The organism is Brevibacterium sp. HMSC07C04, from assembly GCF_001815905.1.
GTDB lineage: Bacteria > Actinomycetota > Actinomycetes > Actinomycetales > Brevibacteriaceae > Brevibacterium.
The window spans coordinates 127,915-147,999 of record NZ_KV823250.1; the positions used below are offsets into that span (position 1 = coordinate 127,915).

Below are 20,085 nucleotides of genomic sequence, written 5' to 3' on the forward strand. Positions count from 1 at the left end.
CTTATCCACACTGCGCCGAACAGAAGTCACCGGATCACATCGGCACCATCGCAGCCGCCCGGGCTGACGCAGCCGAGCGGCACCTCGAGATTTACCGCCGGGCGGGATCGAGCAGAGCGCCCTCAACCGTGACCGATGCGCGCAGCGGCAGTCCCTTTGGCACAAAAGGGCTGATCAGAACTGGTCTGTAGCCGGCGGTGAGTTCTACGGAAACGTGATTGGCATCGGTGGTCTGCGCCCGCACGCGCATGTTGGTCCACCGGGAATCGTCGGCGGAGAGCCGAATATAGCGGCTGGCTGCGCTTTCGATATCGGAATTGGTGAAGTAGAGGGACGGCCGTTCTGTCAGACCTGGTGTGTAGGAGTCCGCGGCGGCCAGGGCAGCTGAATCCGCCAGGGCAAACAGCTTCCTGTGGGCCATGTAGATATCGGTGATGACAACCGCAATGATCAGCAGCGCCAAGGCGATGCTCATGAAGCCGATCGACAGAGGCATGATCGATCCGCGGTCCCTGCGGCGGTTCATGGTCTGACCTCGCCGAATGCCGCAACGATGTCGGCGTGCTCTGACTGCACGGTGATGCCTGCCCTGCCGCCGCTGGCCAGCCAGTTGGGGATGCCAGGCAGCGGAACCGTAGATCTCACAGTTGCCGTTACACGAGTCCCGTCTTTCTGACAGTCCCCGGCACAGTCAAAGCTGATGGTGTATTCGGCAGAGTCCAAACCGAAGTCGGCAAAGTGCAGCTTTGCCGACTGCTGTGCGCGCTCCTGAGCCGTCTGCGGGTAGCGGGCGGCCGCGCGTGCGGCATCGACGGCAGAAGCCTGGGCCGCGTAGGCGGCTGACTGTACCTGCGAGAACGCAACAGCCCCGTACACCAGGGGGATGATGAGGACGATCGAGGCGAAGATGAACTCGATCGGGGCCCGCCCAGCATCCGCTTTCCTCATGACGGGTCCTCCATCAGGGCGCGCCCCCGCAGCTCCCACACGCCGCCGGGGCCCAGAAACCCGACCACGGGAACCGGGGTGCGGACAGTGACGGTGACCAGCCCCGCCTCGCGGTCTTCTTCGACCGTGATGTCTTCCGCGTAGCGCGGTGAAATCGCGGTGGTGATGAGTTCGCGCGCAACATCCGCTCCCTGTGCGGGCGTGTGGCCGACGAGGCTGGCGTGGCGGGCACCTGCCAGGGCTGAATCCGTCACGGTGTTGCGCACGTGGATGGCCAGCACAATCTGCAGAACGGCCGCGAAGACCAGGCTCAGCAGCGCTGCGACAAGGACGAATTCGGCAACCGCGTTGCCTGCATCGGCCCTGCGGGCGGGTGTTTTGCAAGCTGGCGCTCTGCTTGCAGTCATCAGCCGGCGCTGCGGACCTTGTTCATTGCGTCTTGGAAGAAGCTGGTGAACGCTTCGCCGGCCAATGCCCACAAGCCGACAACCAAGGCCGCGGTCATAACTGTTATGAGCACCCAGCCGGGAACATCCCCGCGGTCGCTGCGGCGGCGACGCGGTGCTGCCGGTGCGAAGACGACAGCGGCGAAGGCCAGGAGGCGTGCGGTGAATCGGTCAAACATGAATTCTCCTTTGAACTTGTGTCGGGGCGAATCTCTACGGTCCCAGCTGCAGGACAGCGAGCGATGGATAGACAGCGAAGATGACGGTGATCGGCAGGACGAAAGCGACAACGGGAACGAGCATCCCGACCTCTTTGCGGCCTGCCAGTTCCATGAGTGAACGGCGGCCCTCAGCACGGACATCAGCAGCCTGGGCGCGCAGAACCTCTGACAGGGGAGTGCCTCGGGCAATCGCGACGGCAATGCCATCGACGAACTGGCCGAGGCTGCGCACCCCGGAGCGCTGCGCCATGGTGTCAAGAGCCTCCACCAGGGGTGTCCCAGTGCGTGCCTCGGCTAACGCAGCCTGCAGTTCGCGGCTCAGCTCCCCGGTTGTTGTGCGGCAGATGCGCTCAAGAGCGTCGACGGTGGATTCGCCGGCGGTGATGGACAGCGCGAGCAGTTCGGCAATAGTCGGGAACTCCGCGAGGATCCGCTGTTCGCGGCGACGGACGGCGCGTGTGAGAAGCCAGTCGTTGAAGAAGTGCCCGGCGACGCCGCACAGGACGAGCATTGTGATGACTACGACGGGGTAGAAGCCGCGCAGAGCAGACAGACCGACTGCAGCCGCGATGCCGATGACGATTCCGGTGGCGGTCCAGACGATCTGCTGGGCGCGGAAGCGCTCAACTGTGGCATGCGGGCCCAGGCGTTCCAGCCGACTGCGCACCCCGGCATCGGTTGTCAGTCGTTCACCCAGCCAGCTGGCGGCCCGGCCCACGGCGGTGTCGATGATTCCGCGAAGCCCGCTGGTATCCGGTGCTGACAGTGAGTACATCCGGCCCACGGTTTCGGACTCCCGCATGTACGGTGCCAGACGATCCTCAAGGCTGGGCCGGCGCATAATCGGCAGGGACAGCACGAGATTGACAGCGGCAATGCCGATGAGCATGCCCAGGGCGATGACAGCGACGGGAGACATTATGACCTCAGAACTCGTGGCTCTTCCGGCAGTCTGCCGATTCTCTTCATGGCCGAATACGCGGTGAGCGACACCACCAGCCCGACGGCCAGAAGCAATGCGCCGCGCGGTGAACTGTAGGCGGCAGCAGCTTCCGGCCGGGTGGCGAGCATGCCCAGAACAACCCACGGGGCGGCCACCGCCAGCCGAGCACCGGTGACAGTCCACGACTGGCGTGCTGTGAGTTCTGCCCGGGTGCGTGAATCTTCACGCAGAAAGTGACTCAGCGTTTTCAGCAGGGTTCCCAAATCGGATCCGCCGACATCGCGGGTCACTCGCAACGCGGCCACGATTCGATCAGCCACTGGATCGGCCGCTGCTTCTTTCAACCGGTCCAGAGCGACAGAGAAAACACCCGTTGCGCGGTATTCGCGGGCAAACACTGCGAAGATCGGGCGCAGGCCCTCGGGGCCGCGTTCGGCAAGAGCTGCAACAGCCTCGGGCAGGGACAGCCCGGCACGCACACCCGAACTCAAATGGTCGACCGCCTGCGGCCACAGGTCGCGGCGGACGAAAGCCGTTTTGCGTGCTTTTGCCTTCAAAACGGCAAATGGCGCCGCCGCTGCAAAGATGCCAAAGCACGCGGCGATCGGCACTGCCGCCGTGATTGCCCACACTGTGAACATCGTCAGCACCGCAGCGAGAGCGGCAACCGCGAAAACGTGCGCTGCCCTCAGACGGTGGAACCCGGCGGCTCGCAGCTGATCTTCGAGGTTTTGGATGAAGCCGAGCGTGCGTTTGTGTTTGGGCGGGCCGTCCCACATGGCCAGCCACAGCAGTGCCAATCCGGTGCCGATTCCCATGCCGCACATAACGGCGGTTGCCGAGGCGCTCATACGCCCTCCAGGATCTGGTGAATGTTCAGTCCCATGCGGGCGAAGCGCTCGCCCAGGTGCGTGAAACCGGTGCCGCGGACCAGGTTGCCGTCCACCGTGTGGAAAACGCTTTCGAGTTCGACAACGCCGTTTTCCATCCCGCCGGGAACGGCTGCGATTTCCACGACCCTGCGGGACCCGTCGGCGTTTAATGCCAAGTGCACAACGAGGTCCAGTGCTGCGGCGACTGTGGGGGTGACGAATTCAGAGCCGATGTTCGGCCCGGCCAGAAGCGGCAGGGTGCACAGCTTTGTCACTGCGGTTCGGGCTGAGTTCGCGTGGATGGTGCCCATGCCGGGCAAACCGGAGTTGAGAGCAATGAGAAGATCGAAGCTCTCAGCCTGCCGGACTTCGCCGACGACAATCCGAGTGGGCCGCATCCGCAGGGCCTCTTTCACGAGATCGCGCAGTGTGACTTCGCCCGTTCCCTCCAGGGATGCCTGGCGGCACTGCATGGGCACCCAGTCTCGGGCGGGGATGGCCAATTCGAAAACCTCTTCACAGGAGATGACCCGTTCGCGTGCGGGAATGGAACCGGCGAGTGCATTGAGCATTGTCGTCTTGCCCGCCTGGGTTGCCCCGGAGACGACGACGTTCGCTCCGGCTTTGACTGCTGCGTCAAGGAATCGCGCCGCTGCCGAGGTGAGGGAACCTGTTCTGACCAGGTCGTCGAGGCTGCGGGTCTTCTTGATGAACTTGCGGATGTTCACCGAGGGGTGACGGCGTGTGATGTCCGGCAGGACCACGTGCAGGCGTGAACCGTCAGGCAGGCTCGCATCGACAAAAGGCTGCGACAGGTCCACGCGGCGTCCGCTGGTGCGCAGCATCTTTTCAATGAGTTCGTAGACATCGGTATCGGTGAGCACGAGCGTGGTGAGTTCGCTGATGCCCTCACGGCTGATGAACACCTTGTCGGGGCTGTTGATCCAGACTTCTTCGACGTCTGGGTCGTCAAGAAAGCGCTGCAGGGGACCGAAGCCGGTGAGGTCATCGACAATCCGCTGAAATGCCTGCTCAGGATCGTCAAGAAGAGGAAGTGATCCGCTGAGTGTGTGTTCGTCGTAGGCGGCGATGACATCGCGGATGAGTGCCCGTGTGGGCTCGGGCTCCATACGCGGGTCAAGACCTCGAAGCCGGACGGCATCACGGACCTGTTCGGCGATGATGTCGGTGGCGTCCATGAAGCTTCAGCCTCTTTTCATCCTCTGCGCCGCGGTGCTCCTTTGCACAGCGAGTTCGGTAATTCGAAATATAGAGGACTTGCGGCCGGCTGGCTACGGCTCGCGCCGAATCTGTGGATAACTTCGCCTGATCAGTGCAGCAGTCAACAGGCTCAGCACCCGTACTCCGCGCGTCATCTACAGTGAACCCATGGCGAGCCTCAATGACGATGCGAACTACATCCGGAACCTGTGCACGCAGTTGGACATTCCCGGTCTGACCGATATTCACACGCACTTCATGCCGCACAATGTGCTGCGCAAAGTGTGGGCATACTTCGAGCAGGCAGAAGACGTCCTCGGCTACGACTGGCCCATCATCTACCGCACTGATGAAGCTGAGCGAATCGACACGCTGCGCACGCTGGGGGTCAAGCAGTTCACATCGCTGCTCTACCCGCACAAGCCGGACATGGCCGCATGGCTCAACTCCTGGGCCGCCGACTTCGCTGCCCGCATTCCCGACTGCGCTCACAGCAGCACCTTCTACCCGGAACCCGAAGCTGAAGACTACGTCCGCACCGCCATTGAGGTCGGCACTCGGGTTTTCAAAGCCCACGTGCAGGTGGGCGGCTACGATCCGACCGACCCCCGCCTCGACCCCGTGTGGGGCATGATTGCCGAGGCGGAGCTCCCCATCGTCATTCATGCCGGCCACGCTCCCCAGAGGGGAACGCACACGGGCATCGAGCCGATTCGCGAGGTGCTGAGACGGTTCCCGCGCCTCACCTTGGTTATGGCCCACCTGGGTATGCCGGATTACGATGCGTTCCTTGACCTCGCCGATGAGTACCCCAACTTCCACCTGGACACCTGTATGGCGCTGACTGACTTCACAGAGCGGTTCGCCCCGACTTCAGGGGAGTACCGGAGGCGCTTGGGCGATTACGGGGATCGGATTGTGTTCGCCTCAGATTTCCCCAACATTCCCTACAGCTATGCCCACCAGGTTGAAGCGCTTGAGCGGCTGGAGCTGGGGGAGGAGTGGATGCGAGCTGTCCTGTGGGACAACGGTCAGCGGCTTCTGAACCCGGTGCCGTAGACTGGCGGGACTATGGCCTTTGACTTTGCGAGCGAAATCGCCGACCTCAAGCAGACCTTCGCCTCGATTCGCGAGGTGTCCAACATCGATCAGCTGCGCTCAGAAGTCGCTGAGCTCACCGAGCAGGCGGCAGCACCTGACCTGTGGGACAACCCGGATGAGGCCCAGCAGGTCACCTCGAAGCTTTCGCACCGCCAGTCCAGGCTTGAAAAGCTCGAAAAGTTTGATGAGCGCATTGAAGACGTCGAACTGTTGGTCTCCATGGCCGAAGACGAAGACGACGCTGACGCCCTGCAGGAAGCGCAGGACGAAGTCAACAAGCTTGCACGCGAACTGTCGGACATGGAGATAGCCACGCTCCTGTCCGGTGAATACGACGCGCGTTCTGCGGTCATCACGGTTCGCTCCGGTGCAGGCGGTGACGATGCCACCGACTTCGCACAGACGCTCACCCGCATGTACGTGCGCTGGGCCGAAAACAACGAATACAACGTGCAGGAGCTCGACACCTCGTACGCGGAAGGCGCGGGTGTGAAGTCTGCGACCATCCAGATCAACGCGCCCTACGCCTACGGGACCTTGTCAGTTGAAGCCGGCACGCACCGCCTGGTGCGCATCAGCCCGTTCGACAACCAGGGCCGCCGCCAAACCTCATTTGCGGCAGTCGAAGTCATCCCGCTCATCGAGCAGACCGACCACGTGGACATTGACGAAAACGACCTGCGCATCGACGTGTACCGTTCCTCCGGTCCTGGCGGTCAGTCGGTCAACACGACAGACTCCGCTGTGCGCATCACCCACATCCCCACGGGCGTTGTCGTGTCAATGCAGAACGAAAAGTCGCAGATTCAGAACCGCGCGGCAGCCATGCGAGTGCTCCAGTCGCGACTGCTGCAGCTGAAGCACGAAGAAGAAGAGGCGCAGAAGAAGAGCCTCGCCGGTGACATCAAAGCATCGTGGGGTGACCAGATGCGCTCCTACGTCACCCACCCGTACCAGATGGTCAAGGACCTGCGCACCGGCTACGAAGTCAACAATCCCTCAGCTGTTTTCGATGGTGACATCGACGGCTTCCTCGAAGCGGGCATCCGCTGGCGCAAGGAAGAACAGCAGAAGGCAGAAGAAGAAAACGCTCTGCCCTGATAAAAAGGACGATCCCAGAACATGGCTAAGACCGGCGAGTTCATAAAGAACGACGGCAAAAAGGTCGTCGCGCGCAATCGCCGTGCCTCTTTTGACTACCACCTGGAAGAGGAATTCGAAGCTGGCCTCGTACTCACGGGCACGGAAGTGAAGTCGCTGCGCGAAGGCCGGGCATCAATCACTGACGGCTATGCCCACATTGACCGCGGTGAAGCCTGGATCGAGAACATCTACATTCCCGAATACCTCCAGGGGACCTGGACGAATCACGCGGCCAGGCGCAAGCGGAAGATGCTTCTGCACAAAGCCGAGATCATCAGGATCACTCAGAAGCTCAAAGAATCCGGGCGCACTCTGGTACCGCTTGAGCTGTACTTCTCTGGTTCGCGCGTCAAGATCTCCTTCGCCCTGGCAAAGGGCAAGAAGGATTGGGACAAGCGTCAGGCACTGCGCGAAAAGCAGGACAAGCGCGAAGCCGAACGCGCCATGTCGCTGCGCCAGAACAGGTGAGCGGTACCTCGGCCTTCCTTTAGTCGGCTGTCAGCCGGCACATGATCGGGGACTGAGCCGGCACCTCGGCAGGGGCTTTGACCAGTGCGTCCCTCAGCGTGAGTCGTTAAACTCGGGGCTATGCAGCAAGTAGATTTCTATTACGATCCCTCTTGCCCCTTCTGCTGGGTCACCAGCCGCTGGCTTGTGCAGGTCAGCGCTAAGCGCGACATTGACGTCACGTGGCGGCCATTCAGCTTGGCGATTAAGAACGACGAACTGCCCGGCGGTGCCAATGAAAACTCAGGTCACTCGAAAGGCCACAACGCCGGTCACCGTGTGCTGCGTGTTATTGCGGCGGCTGAGAAAGAAGGCGCCAACGCAGGTGGTCTGTACACCGTGTTCGGTGCGGCTCGGCACGTTGACGGCACGGACTTCACTGACGAACTCATCAGTGAAATCCTTGCCGATTCTGGCCTTTCCGAAGACCTTCTGAAGGCCGCTGACGATGACAGCTGGGATGAACACCTCAACGCTGAACTGAGGTCGGCACTCGACCTGGTCGGTGATGACGTCGGTGTGCCGATCATCGCCTTCGAACGCGAAGACGGCTCCAAACAGGGCTACTTCGGTCCGGTCATCCTCACGCTGCCCGAGGAAGAAGAAAGCCTCGCCATGTGGGACGGCCTGAGCAGCTTGGCCACGGTTGAAACCTTCTACGAACTCAAGCGCACCCGTCCATCTGGCGGGCCCGATACCCAGAGCACCAAGGGTCTCTGAGGATTGCACTGATTTCCCAGCGCGTTTGGGTTGACAGAGCACCATTTCTCTGACGAGGCGGAGCTCACCCAGCGCCGATTTGGTCTCGTTGCCATTCCCTTCCGGGGACGGCAACGGGACTTGTGGATTCTCGGGGGCCTGTTGTGTGGAGTTCAGGCGCTGGGACAGGGTTTTGCATCGGCTGTGGACAACCTGGGGATAAGTCGGCCGATCAAGTTTCTGCCAGGGGTTGCCCTGCAGTCGACTTGACAGATGCTGAGCTTCTGACCTGCATAAATATATGTTTGTGAGTTTATGCACGCTATTCTTCTGCCTGTGGTTGGATCTGTGGATCAAGAGGGCTTCCTGCTGGCGTTGGCCCCGCGCTGAGGCGGTTCCTGCTTGTTGAGCACTGCTCGTCCACGGCTGTGGATAACCCTGTGGGATTTGGGGATTCAGTTTGCCAGCAGGGTGGGTCTGAAGTTATGCGTGAGTGTGGCTTCAGATCTGTTTTCGGGTGCTGATCTCACTGCTTCGCGCCCCGGTTGGCTTTGTGTGGGGCGGGGGTGGAATAATCGTCTGAGCCTGCAGCGTTAACGCTGTGTGTTAGACAAATTCATATGGGGATGATCGGTTTCGACGTTGACGTGTGTGTCGAGTGAAGCGGGGCGAGGATGCAGGGTCATCTCGTTAACGATCCTTGCAAAAGAATAGGTGCTAAATCTAACGACCGCACCGAGTTCGCCCTCGCCGCCTGATAAAGGCCTTCAACTAGCGAGCTGCGACTCTGCCGGCCTAGGTCTGCTTTCGGCCTAGCTCCCGGTATCAGCTTAGAAAGCCACTGCTGACGGTGTTTGTTGGGGACACCGTCGGGACTTCTACCCAACTCCGTCTGTTGAGCACGGTGTTCGTGCCAAGCTCAGGACCTAAGAAACATTCTTCACGAACTGCACCCGGAGAAGCCTCGGTGCATCGTCGACGGACGCGGGTTCGATTCCCGCCATCTCCACCTCGGGGGGAAGCGTTGAACTCTATAGTCAACGCTTCCCCCATTTCTTTTGCGTCAGAGAGTTCCTCGAAGGTGACTTCTGCACCGTGGTCGAAGAACCATGATGCGATGGTCAGCTCGCCTGGACCGACGAAGATCTTGTCCATGAAGTACTCCAGCAGCAGATCCCTGGTCTCAGGGGCATCCATTGTTGCCCCGGCATACTTTTTGTAGAACGTTCCGATGCTGACCTCATCCTCGAACGGGGCTGCTTTGACATGCTCGGCCTGGATCGCACCATCAAGCTCACGCTTTTGGTCTTCCAATACCTGCATAGCCTCAGCTGTGGCGTCATTGAAGATGCCAGCAGCTATCGCTTTGACGAAGTTAGCCAGCTTGGCCGCCACACCCTTCCGGCGAGCCTCCAGTGCCTCTAGAACTGCCGTTCCCCGTTCATGCGTCTCTCGGTAGTGGACTGCCATGTCCACGGCTAGAGAAGCCAACATGGCTTCGTCGTCGAGGAAGTCCTCAGCCGTCTCCGCGACACGTGCCTCCAAGTCGTCTTTACGGAGGGGCTTAAGCGTGCACTGCTTCTTACGCTGGTTGAAGCAGTAGTAGTACCGGTGCTTTCTGCCGGTTTTCGATGTTTCTGAAACACCTTGCACCTTCTCCATATAAGTGGGGAGGCGCGAGGCCTCGATCTTTAGTATTAAACACCGATACATGACTGTTCTCGTCGACTTGACCATTGTTGCCACGGTCGTTGGGCGCGAAGAGTCAGGGCTTTGCAGCAACGCCATCACTGGCGCGAGCCTGAAATGCCCTGTTGTTGCGCGAAGCATCCAGCAGCTGGTGGTAGATCCACGTGGTCTGCAATGGCTTTCGGAGCGCGTGACGATCACGGTCATCGGCAGCTTCTCCAGTGGTTCTCGCGGGCGCTCGACGCCGTCGGGCCCAGTGCCAGGGCCGTACCGTACTCGCGCGGCATCCGTAGCCACCTAGCCACCGCGCCAGCTGCGGCTGCGCTTGTTGACAGTCTCAACCACCAGGGGTTACCTTGTAACTGGTTATCAGGTAACCATTCGTTGTATTCATGAAACGGGGGACAGTGCATGTCCGTAAAGCACGCGATACTTGCGCTCCTGTCGTCGGAGCCGTCGTCGACATACCAACTCTGTAAACGCTTCGACGCGTCCACCGGCCAGAGTTGGCCGCTCAACATTGGGCAGGCGTCGTCGACGCTCCAGCGCCTGGAGCGCGACGGACTCGTGGTCCGCGACGACACGGAGACCGACGGCGAGTCAGGCGGCCAGCCTTGGCGGCTCACGAGCAAGGGCGCCGATGATCTCCAGGTCTGGTGGGAGCGCCCTGTAGTCGCAGAGCAGCGCGGCCGGGGCGAGCTCGTCGTGAAGCTCGCCCTCGCTACGGTCACGCCCGGCGTCGACGTGCTCGCGCTTGTGCAGCGCCAGCGCAGCACGACGCAGCGGACCCTGCACGATCTCACCCGCTTGCGTCGTCAAGCCGACGATTTCGTCGGCCAGCTCGTGCTTGACCACCACCTGTTCCTCACCGAAGCTGAACTCCGTTGGCTCGACCACATCGAAGGCACCCTGGGCCGTCGTGCCGAGGTGCGCTCAGACGCCGACGCAGCCATCACGGCTGAGCCCTCGCCGGTGAGCAACGCGAAAGGCCGCCGATGACGTCGCCGGGCCCGCTGTTAGCGCTACGTGATGTGACCCGCGTCCACGGCGAGGGTGCGCGTCGAGTCACCGCTCTTGACGCCGTGAGCCTCGTCGTCGAGGCGGGCGAATTCGTTGCCATCATGGGACCTTCAGGCTCGGGCAAATCGACGCTGCTGAATCTCGCGGGAGGCCTCGACTCCCCGACGAGCGGCGAGGTGCTCGTCGAGGGATCCCCGCTCTCCGGGCTCACCAGCCCGCAGCTCGCATCCATGCGACGCCGCCACGTCGGCTACGTGTTCCAAGACTTCAACCTCCTGCCTGGGCTGAGCGCCGTCGAGAACGTCACCTTTCCCCTCGAGCTCGACGGCATGCCATGGCGTCGAGCTCGACGCGCGGCGATGGATGTGCTTACCCAATGTGGGATTGCCAAGCTCGCTGATCGTCGTCCCGAGGAAATGTCGGGTGGTCAGGCCCAGCGCGTCGCCATCTCCCGGGCGCTCGTCGGGCCTCGACGGCTCCTGCTCGCCGACGAACCCACGGGCGCGCTCGACAGCGAGACCGGCGTCGCGGTGCTCGAACTCCTTCGCCAGCGTGCTGACGAGGGAGCGGCGGTGGTCATGGTGACGCACGAGCCTCGATTCGCGGCATGGGCGGACCGCACGGTATATCTGCGCGATGGGCGCATCTCGGGAGAGGCTGGGCCGACCGACCCGAACCAGCTGCTTGACGAGCTCCACACCGGCGACGGAGCACCCCGATGAGCGCCTGGCGCGCCGTGCTGCGGTTGGCGAGCCGCGACGCTCGACGCCACTTGACCCGGACGATTCTCGCCGCTTTGCTCATCGCCTTGCCGGTCGCGGCGCTCGGCACGTTCTTCTCTATCTCCTCGCCGGGCGCCCCGACCACGAAGCGTGTGCTGGAGAGCATTCCCGACGGTGGCCAGGCCACCATCACGGCCGCAGCCCTGCCGCAGGGTGGACCACCATTTCCGCAGATCCCCGAGGGTGCCCCCGGGCCGTGGATGGACGATGAAGAAGTGCGCGCCGCAGATCCGGAGCAGATTCGCGCGGCACTCCCACCGGCCATCGAGCTCTCCGAGTACTGGACGTCGCCGTCGCTCGTCGCATCGCCAGAGCTCGGGCTGCAGCCGGGGCAGGAGCAGACCCTCGACAGTCAAGTGAAGACGCTCGATGGGAAGCCCCCCAAGCGGCTCGCGATGGTGGAGCTGTGGGAGGGCGAACCGTGGGCCTTTTCCGCCAGCGCGCCGCGTGTGGCTGAGGGCACCGCTCCGACGACGCCCTCGGAAGTCATCATCACGCGCTCCCTGGCCGACCGACTCCACCTCGAAGTGGGCGATTCGCTGGGCTTCCTCGCGCCACCGGACGTCGGCGTTCGCAGTTACGACGGCAACCTCGCCGCCGCGATGAACGATTCCGCCCGAGGTTACCGTGTGGCTGGCATCGCTGACACGTCCGGCACCCGCGCCTGGGCGCCGTCGGGCTGGTTGTCGTCGCTGGCCGCGAAGCATCCGGAAGGGCTGCAACGGCACTGGTTCGCGCACGGTTCGGAGCCCGTGACGTGGACGGATGCCAAAGCGCTGAACAAGCTCCAGGCTTTCGCGATTTCCAGGCACGTGCTCGAACACTACCCGGCCGCCGACGAGCTCTACCCGGCGGACATCGATCCAGCGCAGCTGCTGGAGCGAGCTATCGGCGTCGCGGTAGCACTTGTGGTGGGTGGGCTGCTCGTGTTCTTCCTCGTCACTCCTGCGATTGCGATTTCCGCGGAGCAGTCGCGGCGCACGCTCGGACTTGCCGGGGCGGTCGGCGCCACCCCACGCCACCTGCGGCGCATCGTGCTGTCCCAAGGGCTTGTCATCGGAGTATTCGGTGCGGTGCTGGGATGCGTGCTGGCAGTCGCGTCAGCTGCGGGATTCGGCGCACTGCTCGGGGCGATGGTGCCAGCCGAGGACTCCGAGCAGCCGCGATTTGGTGCGGACGTGGCGCTCGCCAACTTCCCCTGGTGGGTGCTCGTTGCCGGTGCATGCATCGCCGTGCTGCTCGGCCTGATCGCCGCGTGGGGGCCGGCGCGCTCCGTCGCTCGTCTCTCGGTAGTCGATGCGCTGCGCGACAGGCCCAGCGTGCGCGCGCAACGTCGTCGTCGGGGACGCTCGCTCATCATCGGCCCCGCACTGCTCGGTATTTCGGTGCTGGTTGGCGCGGCGACGCTGTTGGCGCGAGTGCCCGAACATGTGGCGGGCCAGGAAGCTAAGGCGGAACTTGCGCCGGGCTCGCTGCCGCCAGGCGCGACGGTGTTCGTCATTGGGGCGTCACTTGCCATCGTGGCCGCGCTGGCCGGCCTCGCGGTCACGGTGCGAGGGCTGCTTCCACTCCTCGGGAGGCTCGGGGATGGCCGTCGGCCGGTGTGGAAGCTGGCGCTTCGAGATGCGGCCGATCATCCGTCGCGGACGGTGCCGGCGGTCCTCGGCGTGATGTTCTCGCTGCTGGCAGCGTCGTATCTGTTGGTCATGGGCGCGTCGCAGCATGCCGATCTTCGGACGACGGGCGAGTCCGTCGACTGGCGGGGGACATTCCTCGTCTCTCCGACGGTGTCCATCGACCCGGTGCTCGATCGGGCCATCGCCGACGCTGCGCTGGAAGAGCTGTCCCGCAGCCTGCCTGAGGTCGACGGTTCGCATCCCGTCGAAGCGTTGGCCCACGACTCGCCGACATTGCTTCTCCCTCTCCAGCCGAAGGGCCGCGAATGCCCCGAAAACACATTGGTTCACGCCGCCTCGGCACGAACTCCGGGAGCTCCGCTTCGTTGCGTGAGCGAGGTCTCTGGTGCTGCCTTCAATGGGGGGACCACCCGGTTCGGAAGCCCCGAATCTCCCTCGGAGCCGCCGGTGTTGATGGATGGCCCTGCGCTGCAGGCGATGCGTCTGCCAGGGGCCGACGCCGCCGCGCAGGTGCTGGATAGTGGGGGTGTGTTGGTGAGCGATGCCTCGTTGATCGATGACGACGGTCGTGTCCGTCTTGCGCGCATCCCTCGTGAGAAGCTCGACACGCTCGAAACTGATCCGCACGACGAGGTGAAGCTCCCGGCGAAGTTTGTGCGGGGCATCGGTACCGGCCTCGTGATGTCACCTTCGACGGCGCGTGGCCTTGGTCTCGACCACATCGTGCTGGAGGGCGTGCTGGCAGACACCTCGAAACCGCTGGATGAAGCTACGCTCGAGCGCTTGGGTGACGAAAGAGTCGGCGGGCTGGTGTGGGTGAGCCTCCCGGACTCGACAGACCCGCTTGAGGGCAACAGGGGGCCAGAGGAGCGTGCGGCCACGTGGGGGCCGCCGGTGCTGCTGGGGGTCCTCTCCGTTGCAGCGGCGGCCATCGCGGTGCTGCTGTCCGCCACGCAGGGGCGCCGCGACGCGATCACGGCCTATGCGGTGGGTGCGTCACGAGGCGTGCTCGTGCGGATCGGGATCGCGAAAGCTGCGGTGATCTTGCTGTTCGGGGTGCCGTTAGGGCTCGGCACCGGGCTCGCGGTCAGCGCCTACCACGTCGCTTGGAAGAGGCGGATCGCTTCCAGCGGGGCGTGGCTGGACACCGTCCCACTGTGGGGCTACCAAGCCATGCTGGGGGCGGGGGTCGTCGTCGCGGGAATGCTGGCAGCGCTGCTGCTGACGAGGCCGCCTCGACGGTTGGTGCGGCGCGGGCTCGACTGACGTGGCCATATTCGCCCTGCTTTTGAAGTTGACCGTCACACGATGCGCGGAGCAGAGTGGGTGACCACGAGGGGGGGGGGAGAGGTGTGCTGACTGATGGTCTTCGTATGGAGGCCGTCAGAAGCGGCATCAACTCATGCAATGTGGGAGCCCACGGCGGAGTAACGCCGTAATCGAGCATCTTCTTGCCGCCAGTTGCTTGCATTGGCTGTGCTGCTGGTTCGCGAGGGGCCTGAGCAGCAATACAGCTGCAGCCAAGCTATCGACCGCCGTCTCACGACGGTTGGTGAGCGTGGCAGCTGTCTGGGGGGGGGTCACGTTCTGCAACCGGTCAGCGCAGCGTGCCCACCACCAGTCCCGGTCCCGAAGGGAAGGTCAGTTCTCCCAGGCTTCGATGATTTGCCAGGTTGTCGTCTCACGTTCGAGGGTCGGTTTCCCGCCCCGTTGTCGAAGGATTCTCGAGGCACGGCGTAACAGCCGGTGAGCCATCGGCGCATCGAACAGAACAGTGCCTCTCCAAGTTGCCCCCACGATTTGATTCCTGTCTGCGAGAGTACGCATTCGAGTGCGGTCTTTCCCCGGCAGGACAAGCCCCTGACGTCAAGCGCGGTGATAGTCCAACGCCAGGGACTGCCAAAGGTTTGGTTGACTGAGTGTCTTGCACTTTAAGTGGGGCCGGGAAAGGACGTTGGCTGTGAATTCAGCGTACTCACTATAGTAGAGGGTGGGAGGAATGAACGCTCACCGCTGCAATCCATTATGATTTTCTGTTTGGGTGCTTGCAGGGATTCTTATCTGTCGAGTATTGCGAATAGCAACTTCTAACTCGGAACTGATGTTCGGTGGGCATCAGTTGGGTGCAAGATCCTTGTAGGAGTGAACCCGGCAGTGGTTTGCGATTCAGCCACCCAGCCGTTTCGTACACCCACTTGAGTTTTGTAGCCAAAGTTGAGTACGGACAACCGTGTGAAGTCCTGGGACGTAGTTCACTCGATGTTTCGGGACTTTTTGTGTTTCGGCCTGGCGAACTGCGGGTGCGAATCATGCTGTCATGACCGACGCCAGAGTCTCCTTGGCTTGTGCGACCAGCAGAGAAGGCTTGCTTAGCATTGAGTAATGACTGCGTTTGAATCACCTTCTGCATGGACCCGTCGGTCGGTCCTCGCCGGGCTGCTGACGGCCCCGTTTGTTGGGTTGGTTAACGGTTGTGCACCAATCAGCACGAAAGACAGCGAAACTTCGGGTGCGCGGAAGGCCCTGGTCTACCGCGGGCCGGCGGGGTGCGAAGGCTGCGCGGAAACTCTTGCAGAGCGGCTGTCTCAATCGCCGCTGGGTATGGACGTTGCGTTCATCGGCCCGGATGAAAAGTTCCCTCTCGAAGCGAGTGCTCTTTCTGGAGTCGCTCTCTACGCTCAGCCGGGCGGTGGAGACGATATTCCCGCCGCTGCGCAGAGTTTTCCTTCCGACTTCATTCGCGGGGTTGCTGACTTTGTTACGGCAGGCGGAAGCTACTTTGGGGTCTGTATGGGTGCATATCTTGCTGGGAGCGAAGGCTTCGGCCTTGTGAATGAACCCGTCGAGGGGCAGGTGAATGTTCCCGGCTTCCCCGTGACAGACAGCACGGCTCAAGTTGTGGCAGTCAAGTGGGACGAAACCTCGCGATGGACCTATTTTCAAGAGGGAGCGAGGCTGCCCAAAGAAGGCGCTGAGGCTTATGCCCATTACGAAACAGGCGATATCGCCGCCGCGTACTATCGATTTGGGGAGGGAAGTGTGGGCTTGATTGGCCCCCATCCAGAAGCTGATAAAACCTGGTTTGATGACGATGATCTTGTCGACCCCGACGGCGACGACTGGAAATACGCAATCCCACTTGTCGAGCGAATTCTCAGTTGACCGGCGTGAAACTTGGGTGCAGGCGGAGAACCACAGATCAATTCGGTGAAGGCGTTCTGACTTGCTTGCTGAGTAAGAGTCAGCAAGTTTCGGAATGCGCCTTTGGGTGGCGCTGCCGGCCCCGCTGGTTCTTCGAACGACTGGGGTTCATTTTGTCCCCGACATTGGTGTGTCCTCAGCGCCGGTACAGGTGGCCCTGTTCATGGTCTGCCGTCTGCAGGTGCAGGCCGAGCTTTTCTGCCAGCCGGGCGGATGGGGCGTTGCTGGGGTCGATGATCGCCACGACTGGACGCTCAGGATGCGTCTGACGCGCCCAGTCAACGGCGGCAGCTGCGGCCTCGGCGGCATAGCCCCTTCCCTGGGCTTCGGGCGCAAAGCGGTAGTAGAGGTTGAGTACCTGTTCGCCCTGTTCTTCTGAGAAGCGCAGCCCTGTAAAGCCGATGATGTCGGCTGGTTCTCGGAGAACGACAAAGTAGCCGATTCCGTCCTCCGCCCAGTTGCGCTGCCACGAGCGCAGCAGCTCGAAGGCCTCGTCACGGTTCTTCATCGCCAGTTCAGGGCGATGCCGGTAGGTCCTTGGGTCCGAGTGGATGTTGAACACAGCATCTTCATCGCCGTCATGCGGTGGTCGTAGTGCCAATCGCTCAGTCGTAAGTGAAGTCATTGTTCCCTTCGAGTAAAGAGCTTCAAAGTGCGCTTCCGCAGTTTTTCCGGTCAACTCTTGTAGATTTTGTCGCTCCGGCCGATAGAAAACACCTCGATGGTTGGGTCGCGCTCAGAGTTCCTCTAGGACCTCGTCAATGCTGAAACGTTCGCCGTTGTCCTCCGAAATTGCTTCGTGGAGCTCTTGTAGGTCAAAGGAGTCTTCGATTTTCTCCAAGATCGCTGACCGGGCGAAGTCGGAAACCGTGACGCCTTCAAAGTCGGCAAATTTGCGAACAAGAACGGCGCTTTCGTCAGGCAGTTCGACAGTTATCGTGCTCATGCAATGCTCCTCTCGCTGTTCGAAGCAAGTGTATTCAGCAGCGCTGACACAGCCCTTCGAAAGTTGCCTGCCTACGCCCCAATAAGGTTTGCCGCCAGTCCCGTCACTGCGCCGATCAGCACGACGGCCCACGCAGGCCACTTAGCCAGCATGAGCAGCGCCAGGCACGCCAGAGCAATCAGCAGGGGGAGCGGGCCCCGTAATAGCTGAAGACACAACCGGGGTGATGAGGGCCGCGGCGAGGATCCCGACAACAGAGGCATTCGCTCCAGCCACACCAACGCGCGCAAGCGGGCTTGTCTGCACTGACGCCCAGAACGGCAGCGCGGCGATCACCAGAAGCAGTCCGGGGAGGAAAACGGCAATCAGCGCAACCGCCGCACTGAGCCACGCATCGGCTCCGGTTTCTAGGTTGAAACCCAAGAACGCTGCGAATGTGAACAGGGGACCGGGAACAGCCTGAGCCACCCCGTATCCAGCAAGGTACTGATCCTGGCTGACCGCCTCGGCGATTGCGGGCTCTCCCTGCAGAAGCGGCAGCACAACATGGCCGCCGCCGAACACCAGCGCGCCAGACCTGTAGAACGCATCGGCAGTGGCGATCCACGGGTTCGCCATCATGCCGGCCAACAGGGGAAGACCCATCAAGAGGACCGCGAACAGGCCAACACTGATCAGACCCACTGTCGTCGAAACGGGCACACGCAGCTGATGGTCAGCGCCACCAGCCACCCCACGGCAGAAGAGCAGTCCCGCCACAATGCCCGCACCGATAGCTGCCACCTGCCCGAGGTTCCCAGGTACCAGCAGGGCCGCAGCAGCTCCTGCCGCGGCAATGAGCGCGCGACGAAAATCTGGCGCGAGGGTTGTCGCCATACCCATCACCGCGTGCGCCACAACAGCAACGGCAACAGCTTTCAAGCCCATGAGGAGGCCGTCACCCACAGGGCCGCCGAGGTGGACGGCACCAAGTGCGAACAGCATCAGAAGCAGGGCGGAGGGGAGGGTGAAGGCTGTCCATGCGGCAAGGGCGCCCAGGGTTCCGCCGCGGAGCAGGCCCAGAGCAAAGCCCACCTGTGACGATGCCGGGCCCGGCATCGTCACAGGTCAACGAGCTGCCCGTAGTGGTCATCACTGATCCACTTGCGGCGGTGCACGAACTCAGTGCGGAAATAGCCCAGGTGAGCGGTCGGGCCGCCGAACGAGGTCACTCCCAGTTTGAGGAAGGCGCGAAAGACCTCGATGGGGTTTCCGGCCTGTTGGGGTGAGTGGGTTTCTGCTGTCGGCGCCATAGGCCCATTAGGCCATGAGCGGAGTGAACGGCGGGTGAACGTGTGGGTCCTGCTTGCGGTAGGTGCGCCGTCGCCCACGGCCCGCTGCCGCGCAGACGCTGACCAGCCTGTAGTGGCCGCAGGTTTGCGCTTTGATGCGAAATCACGCAGTAATGCAGCGCATTAAAGCGCAAACCTGCATTACTGCGTGAATCCGGCGTTGGTCTAGCCGCGCAGCCCAACCGCCACAGCAACGCCCAGCGCCACGGAGGCCTCAAGCCAAAGCGGGATTCTCCCACAGGTTGAGTTTGGTGCCGATGGCCTTGGCCAGCGCGGTGCGGTAGGCCTCGGTGGCCCAGGCAACGTCTTCGACTGGCATGCCGCCGACGGAGTACAGGAAGATCTGGTCGTCGTTCTGCCGGCCTGGTTCCGCTCCTTCGATGATGTCGGCCATGTCGACAATCGAATCGCGTTCCAGCAGGCCGGCCCGCATGAGGTCGTGCCAGTGCGTGCCGATGATGCCCAACTGCTGGTAGGCGCCGACACCGTACTCATCAGCCCATGCGTCATACAGGCGCCACGAGTCGACAACCTTCGTCACGCGGTCTGACGCAATGAACGTGTCATCGAATCGAACGGCCGTGGGCAGCAGAAGAATCGCACCGGGTTTGATCCACTCTTCGTCAATGAAGGGGAAAGCGGACGAACCTTCTTCGCCGGTCGTCACGGTCACGGTGACAACATCGGCCTGCCGGACCACCGCCTGGACATCGGCAGCCGCACGCACCGACCGGATGTGGGGGAAGTTCTCTTCAATGAATGCCCGGTAGCGGTCCACGTCCGGCTGGTCTATGCCGTTGACCACGATCTGGTCGATGTTCTTGCACTGCGACAGCACGGCCTGTGTGACGGAGCGGCCGATGACACCGGGGCCCACAATGCCGAACGTCCGCGCATCCGACCGGGCCAGGTGTTTAGCGGCAACACCGGGAATCGCCCCCGTCCTGTAGGCCGAAATGAGGTTTGCCGACATGTACGCCAGCGGCGCTCCCGTGTCAGCATCGCTGAGGGCAAATGTGTGGATTGACCGGGGCAGGCCCTTCTTGCGGTTCTCGATGTTAGAGCCGTACCACTTCAGACCGGATGTGTGGAAGCGTCCGCCCAGGTAGGCCGGCATTGCCATGAAGCGGCGGTCCGGGCCGTCGGCCGGCATGGTGTCGAATTCGGGTTCTTTCGGGAAGCTGACCATCGCACCGTGCGACATGGCGTTCGAACCGGCCATCCGGAAGTCACCGCGGCGCAGCAGCACGAGGGTTTCCTCCATGACGTCCACGCAGCGGGCCATGTCGGTCACGCCGGCGGCAATCATGTCGGGTTCGCTCAGGTACAGGAAGTCAATGCGGGTGTCGGACATGATTTTTTCTCTCCAACAAGCTTG

Annotated in this window: 21 protein-coding genes and 1 other RNA gene; 10 read left to right on the forward strand and 12 right to left on the reverse strand. The window is 62.3% G+C overall.

The window, feature by feature from the left end:
* Positions 1 to 91: 91 nt before the first annotated feature.
* The 7 genes from HMPREF3162_RS04115 to HMPREF3162_RS04145 are packed head-to-tail and all read right to left on the reverse strand — an operon-like array spanning position 92 to position 4,629.
* Positions 92 to 526, reverse strand: a complete 435-nt coding sequence (locus tag HMPREF3162_RS04115; RefSeq protein WP_070574528.1) for a pilus assembly protein TadG-related protein — start codon at positions 524 to 526, stop codon at positions 92 to 94.
* The gene (locus HMPREF3162_RS04120) at positions 523 to 948 is read right to left on the reverse strand and encodes a hypothetical protein (RefSeq protein ID WP_070574526.1); all 426 of its coding nucleotides are present in this window, start codon (positions 946 to 948) and stop codon (positions 523 to 525) included. The genes HMPREF3162_RS04115 and HMPREF3162_RS04120 overlap by 4 nt, the downstream gene beginning before the upstream one ends.
* A complete protein-coding gene (locus HMPREF3162_RS04125; RefSeq protein ID WP_070776992.1) occupies positions 945 to 1,355 on the reverse strand; it encodes a TadE/TadG family type IV pilus assembly protein in 411 nt (136 codons plus the stop codon). Before HMPREF3162_RS04125 ends, HMPREF3162_RS04120 begins: the two co-directional genes overlap by 4 nt.
* The gene (locus HMPREF3162_RS04130; RefSeq protein ID WP_070776993.1) at positions 1,355 to 1,573 is read right to left on the reverse strand and encodes a hypothetical protein; all 219 of its coding nucleotides are present in this window, start codon (positions 1,571 to 1,573) and stop codon (positions 1,355 to 1,357) included. The genes HMPREF3162_RS04125 and HMPREF3162_RS04130 overlap by 1 nt, the downstream gene beginning before the upstream one ends.
* Positions 1,574 to 1,607: 34 nt before the next feature.
* Complete coding sequence (locus HMPREF3162_RS04135; RefSeq protein WP_070776994.1) at positions 1,608 to 2,534, reverse strand: type II secretion system F family protein; 927 nt, start codon at positions 2,532 to 2,534, stop codon at positions 1,608 to 1,610.
* Positions 2,534 to 3,409 carry a type II secretion system F family protein gene (locus HMPREF3162_RS04140; protein ID WP_070776995.1) on the reverse strand — a complete coding sequence of 292 codons (876 nt, stop codon included), beginning with the start codon at positions 3,407 to 3,409 and terminating at the stop codon, positions 2,534 to 2,536. Before HMPREF3162_RS04140 ends, HMPREF3162_RS04135 begins: the two co-directional genes overlap by 1 nt.
* Positions 3,406 to 4,629, reverse strand: a complete 1,224-nt coding sequence (locus tag HMPREF3162_RS04145; protein ID WP_070776996.1) for a TadA family conjugal transfer-associated ATPase — start codon at positions 4,627 to 4,629, stop codon at positions 3,406 to 3,408. The genes HMPREF3162_RS04140 and HMPREF3162_RS04145 overlap by 4 nt, the downstream gene beginning before the upstream one ends.
* A gap of 190 nt (positions 4,630 to 4,819) precedes the next feature.
* Here HMPREF3162_RS04145 and HMPREF3162_RS04150 point away from each other — a divergent pair, with 190 nt between their 5' ends.
* The 10 genes from HMPREF3162_RS04150 to HMPREF3162_RS04195 all read left to right on the forward strand — a co-directional run bounded on the left by HMPREF3162_RS04150 (position 4,820) and on the right by HMPREF3162_RS04195 (position 16,391).
* Complete coding sequence (locus tag HMPREF3162_RS04150; protein ID WP_070776997.1) at positions 4,820 to 5,710, forward strand: amidohydrolase family protein; 891 nt, start codon at positions 4,820 to 4,822, stop codon at positions 5,708 to 5,710.
* Between the two features lie 12 nt (positions 5,711 to 5,722).
* On the forward strand, positions 5,723 to 6,853 hold the full coding sequence (gene prfB, locus HMPREF3162_RS04155; protein WP_070776998.1) for a peptide chain release factor 2: 1,131 nt from the start codon (positions 5,723 to 5,725) through the stop codon (positions 6,851 to 6,853).
* 21 nt (positions 6,854 to 6,874) lie between these two features.
* Positions 6,875 to 7,363, forward strand: a complete 489-nt coding sequence (gene smpB, locus HMPREF3162_RS04160; protein WP_070574513.1) for an SsrA-binding protein SmpB — start codon at positions 6,875 to 6,877, stop codon at positions 7,361 to 7,363.
* Between the two features lie 120 nt (positions 7,364 to 7,483).
* The gene (locus HMPREF3162_RS04165; RefSeq protein WP_070776999.1) at positions 7,484 to 8,122 is read left to right on the forward strand and encodes a mycothiol-dependent nitroreductase Rv2466c family protein; all 639 of its coding nucleotides are present in this window, start codon (positions 7,484 to 7,486) and stop codon (positions 8,120 to 8,122) included.
* Between the two features lie 601 nt (positions 8,123 to 8,723).
* Positions 8,724 to 9,113, forward strand: a transfer-messenger RNA (tmRNA) gene (ssrA, locus tag HMPREF3162_RS04175).
* Positions 9,114 to 9,812: 699 nt separating this feature from the next.
* Positions 9,813 to 10,091, forward strand: a complete 279-nt coding sequence (locus HMPREF3162_RS11635) for a hypothetical protein (protein WP_141750204.1) — start codon at positions 9,813 to 9,815, stop codon at positions 10,089 to 10,091.
* Positions 10,092 to 10,201: 110 nt separating this feature from the next.
* On the forward strand, positions 10,202 to 10,789 hold the full coding sequence (locus tag HMPREF3162_RS04180) for a PadR family transcriptional regulator (protein WP_070574507.1): 588 nt from the start codon (positions 10,202 to 10,204) through the stop codon (positions 10,787 to 10,789).
* Positions 10,786 to 11,532: an ABC transporter ATP-binding protein gene (locus HMPREF3162_RS04185; protein ID WP_070574505.1), complete on the forward strand. Its 747-nt coding sequence runs from the start codon at positions 10,786 to 10,788 to the stop codon at positions 11,530 to 11,532. Before HMPREF3162_RS04180 ends, HMPREF3162_RS04185 begins: the two co-directional genes overlap by 4 nt.
* Positions 11,529 to 14,495: an FtsX-like permease family protein gene (locus HMPREF3162_RS04190; RefSeq protein WP_070777000.1), complete on the forward strand. Its 2,967-nt coding sequence runs from the start codon at positions 11,529 to 11,531 to the stop codon at positions 14,493 to 14,495. The genes HMPREF3162_RS04185 and HMPREF3162_RS04190 overlap by 4 nt, the downstream gene beginning before the upstream one ends.
* Before the next feature lie 1,116 nt (positions 14,496 to 15,611).
* Positions 15,612 to 16,391: a BPL-N domain-containing protein gene (locus HMPREF3162_RS04195; protein WP_070777001.1), complete on the forward strand. Its 780-nt coding sequence runs from the start codon at positions 15,612 to 15,614 to the stop codon at positions 16,389 to 16,391.
* Positions 16,392 to 16,566: 175 nt separating this feature from the next.
* Here HMPREF3162_RS04195 and HMPREF3162_RS04200 read toward each other — a convergent pair whose 3' ends face one another.
* The 5 genes from HMPREF3162_RS04200 to HMPREF3162_RS04215 form a co-directional block, all read right to left on the reverse strand.
* Entirely contained in the window at positions 16,567 to 17,055 is a 489-nt protein-coding gene (locus HMPREF3162_RS04200; RefSeq protein WP_070777002.1) for a GNAT family N-acetyltransferase, read from the reverse strand.
* Positions 17,056 to 17,166: 111 nt separating this feature from the next.
* Positions 17,167 to 17,376 carry a type II toxin-antitoxin system RelB family antitoxin gene (gene relB, locus HMPREF3162_RS04205; RefSeq protein WP_070777003.1) on the reverse strand — a complete coding sequence of 70 codons (210 nt, stop codon included), beginning with the start codon at positions 17,374 to 17,376 and terminating at the stop codon, positions 17,167 to 17,169.
* A gap of 141 nt (positions 17,377 to 17,517) precedes the next feature.
* A complete protein-coding gene (chrA, locus tag HMPREF3162_RS04210; RefSeq protein WP_371089258.1) occupies positions 17,518 to 18,474 on the reverse strand; it encodes a chromate efflux transporter in 957 nt (318 codons plus the stop codon).
* Positions 18,475 to 18,476: 2 nt separating this feature from the next.
* Complete coding sequence (locus HMPREF3162_RS12120; RefSeq protein ID WP_371089259.1) at positions 18,477 to 18,668, reverse strand: chromate transporter; 192 nt, start codon at positions 18,666 to 18,668, stop codon at positions 18,477 to 18,479.
* A gap of 253 nt (positions 18,669 to 18,921) precedes the next feature.
* Positions 18,922 to 20,061, reverse strand: coding sequence for a tyramine oxidase subunit B (locus HMPREF3162_RS04215; protein ID WP_070777004.1), 1,140 nt, complete (start codon positions 20,059 to 20,061; stop codon positions 18,922 to 18,924).
* Between the last annotated feature and the right edge of the window lie 24 nt (positions 20,062 to 20,085).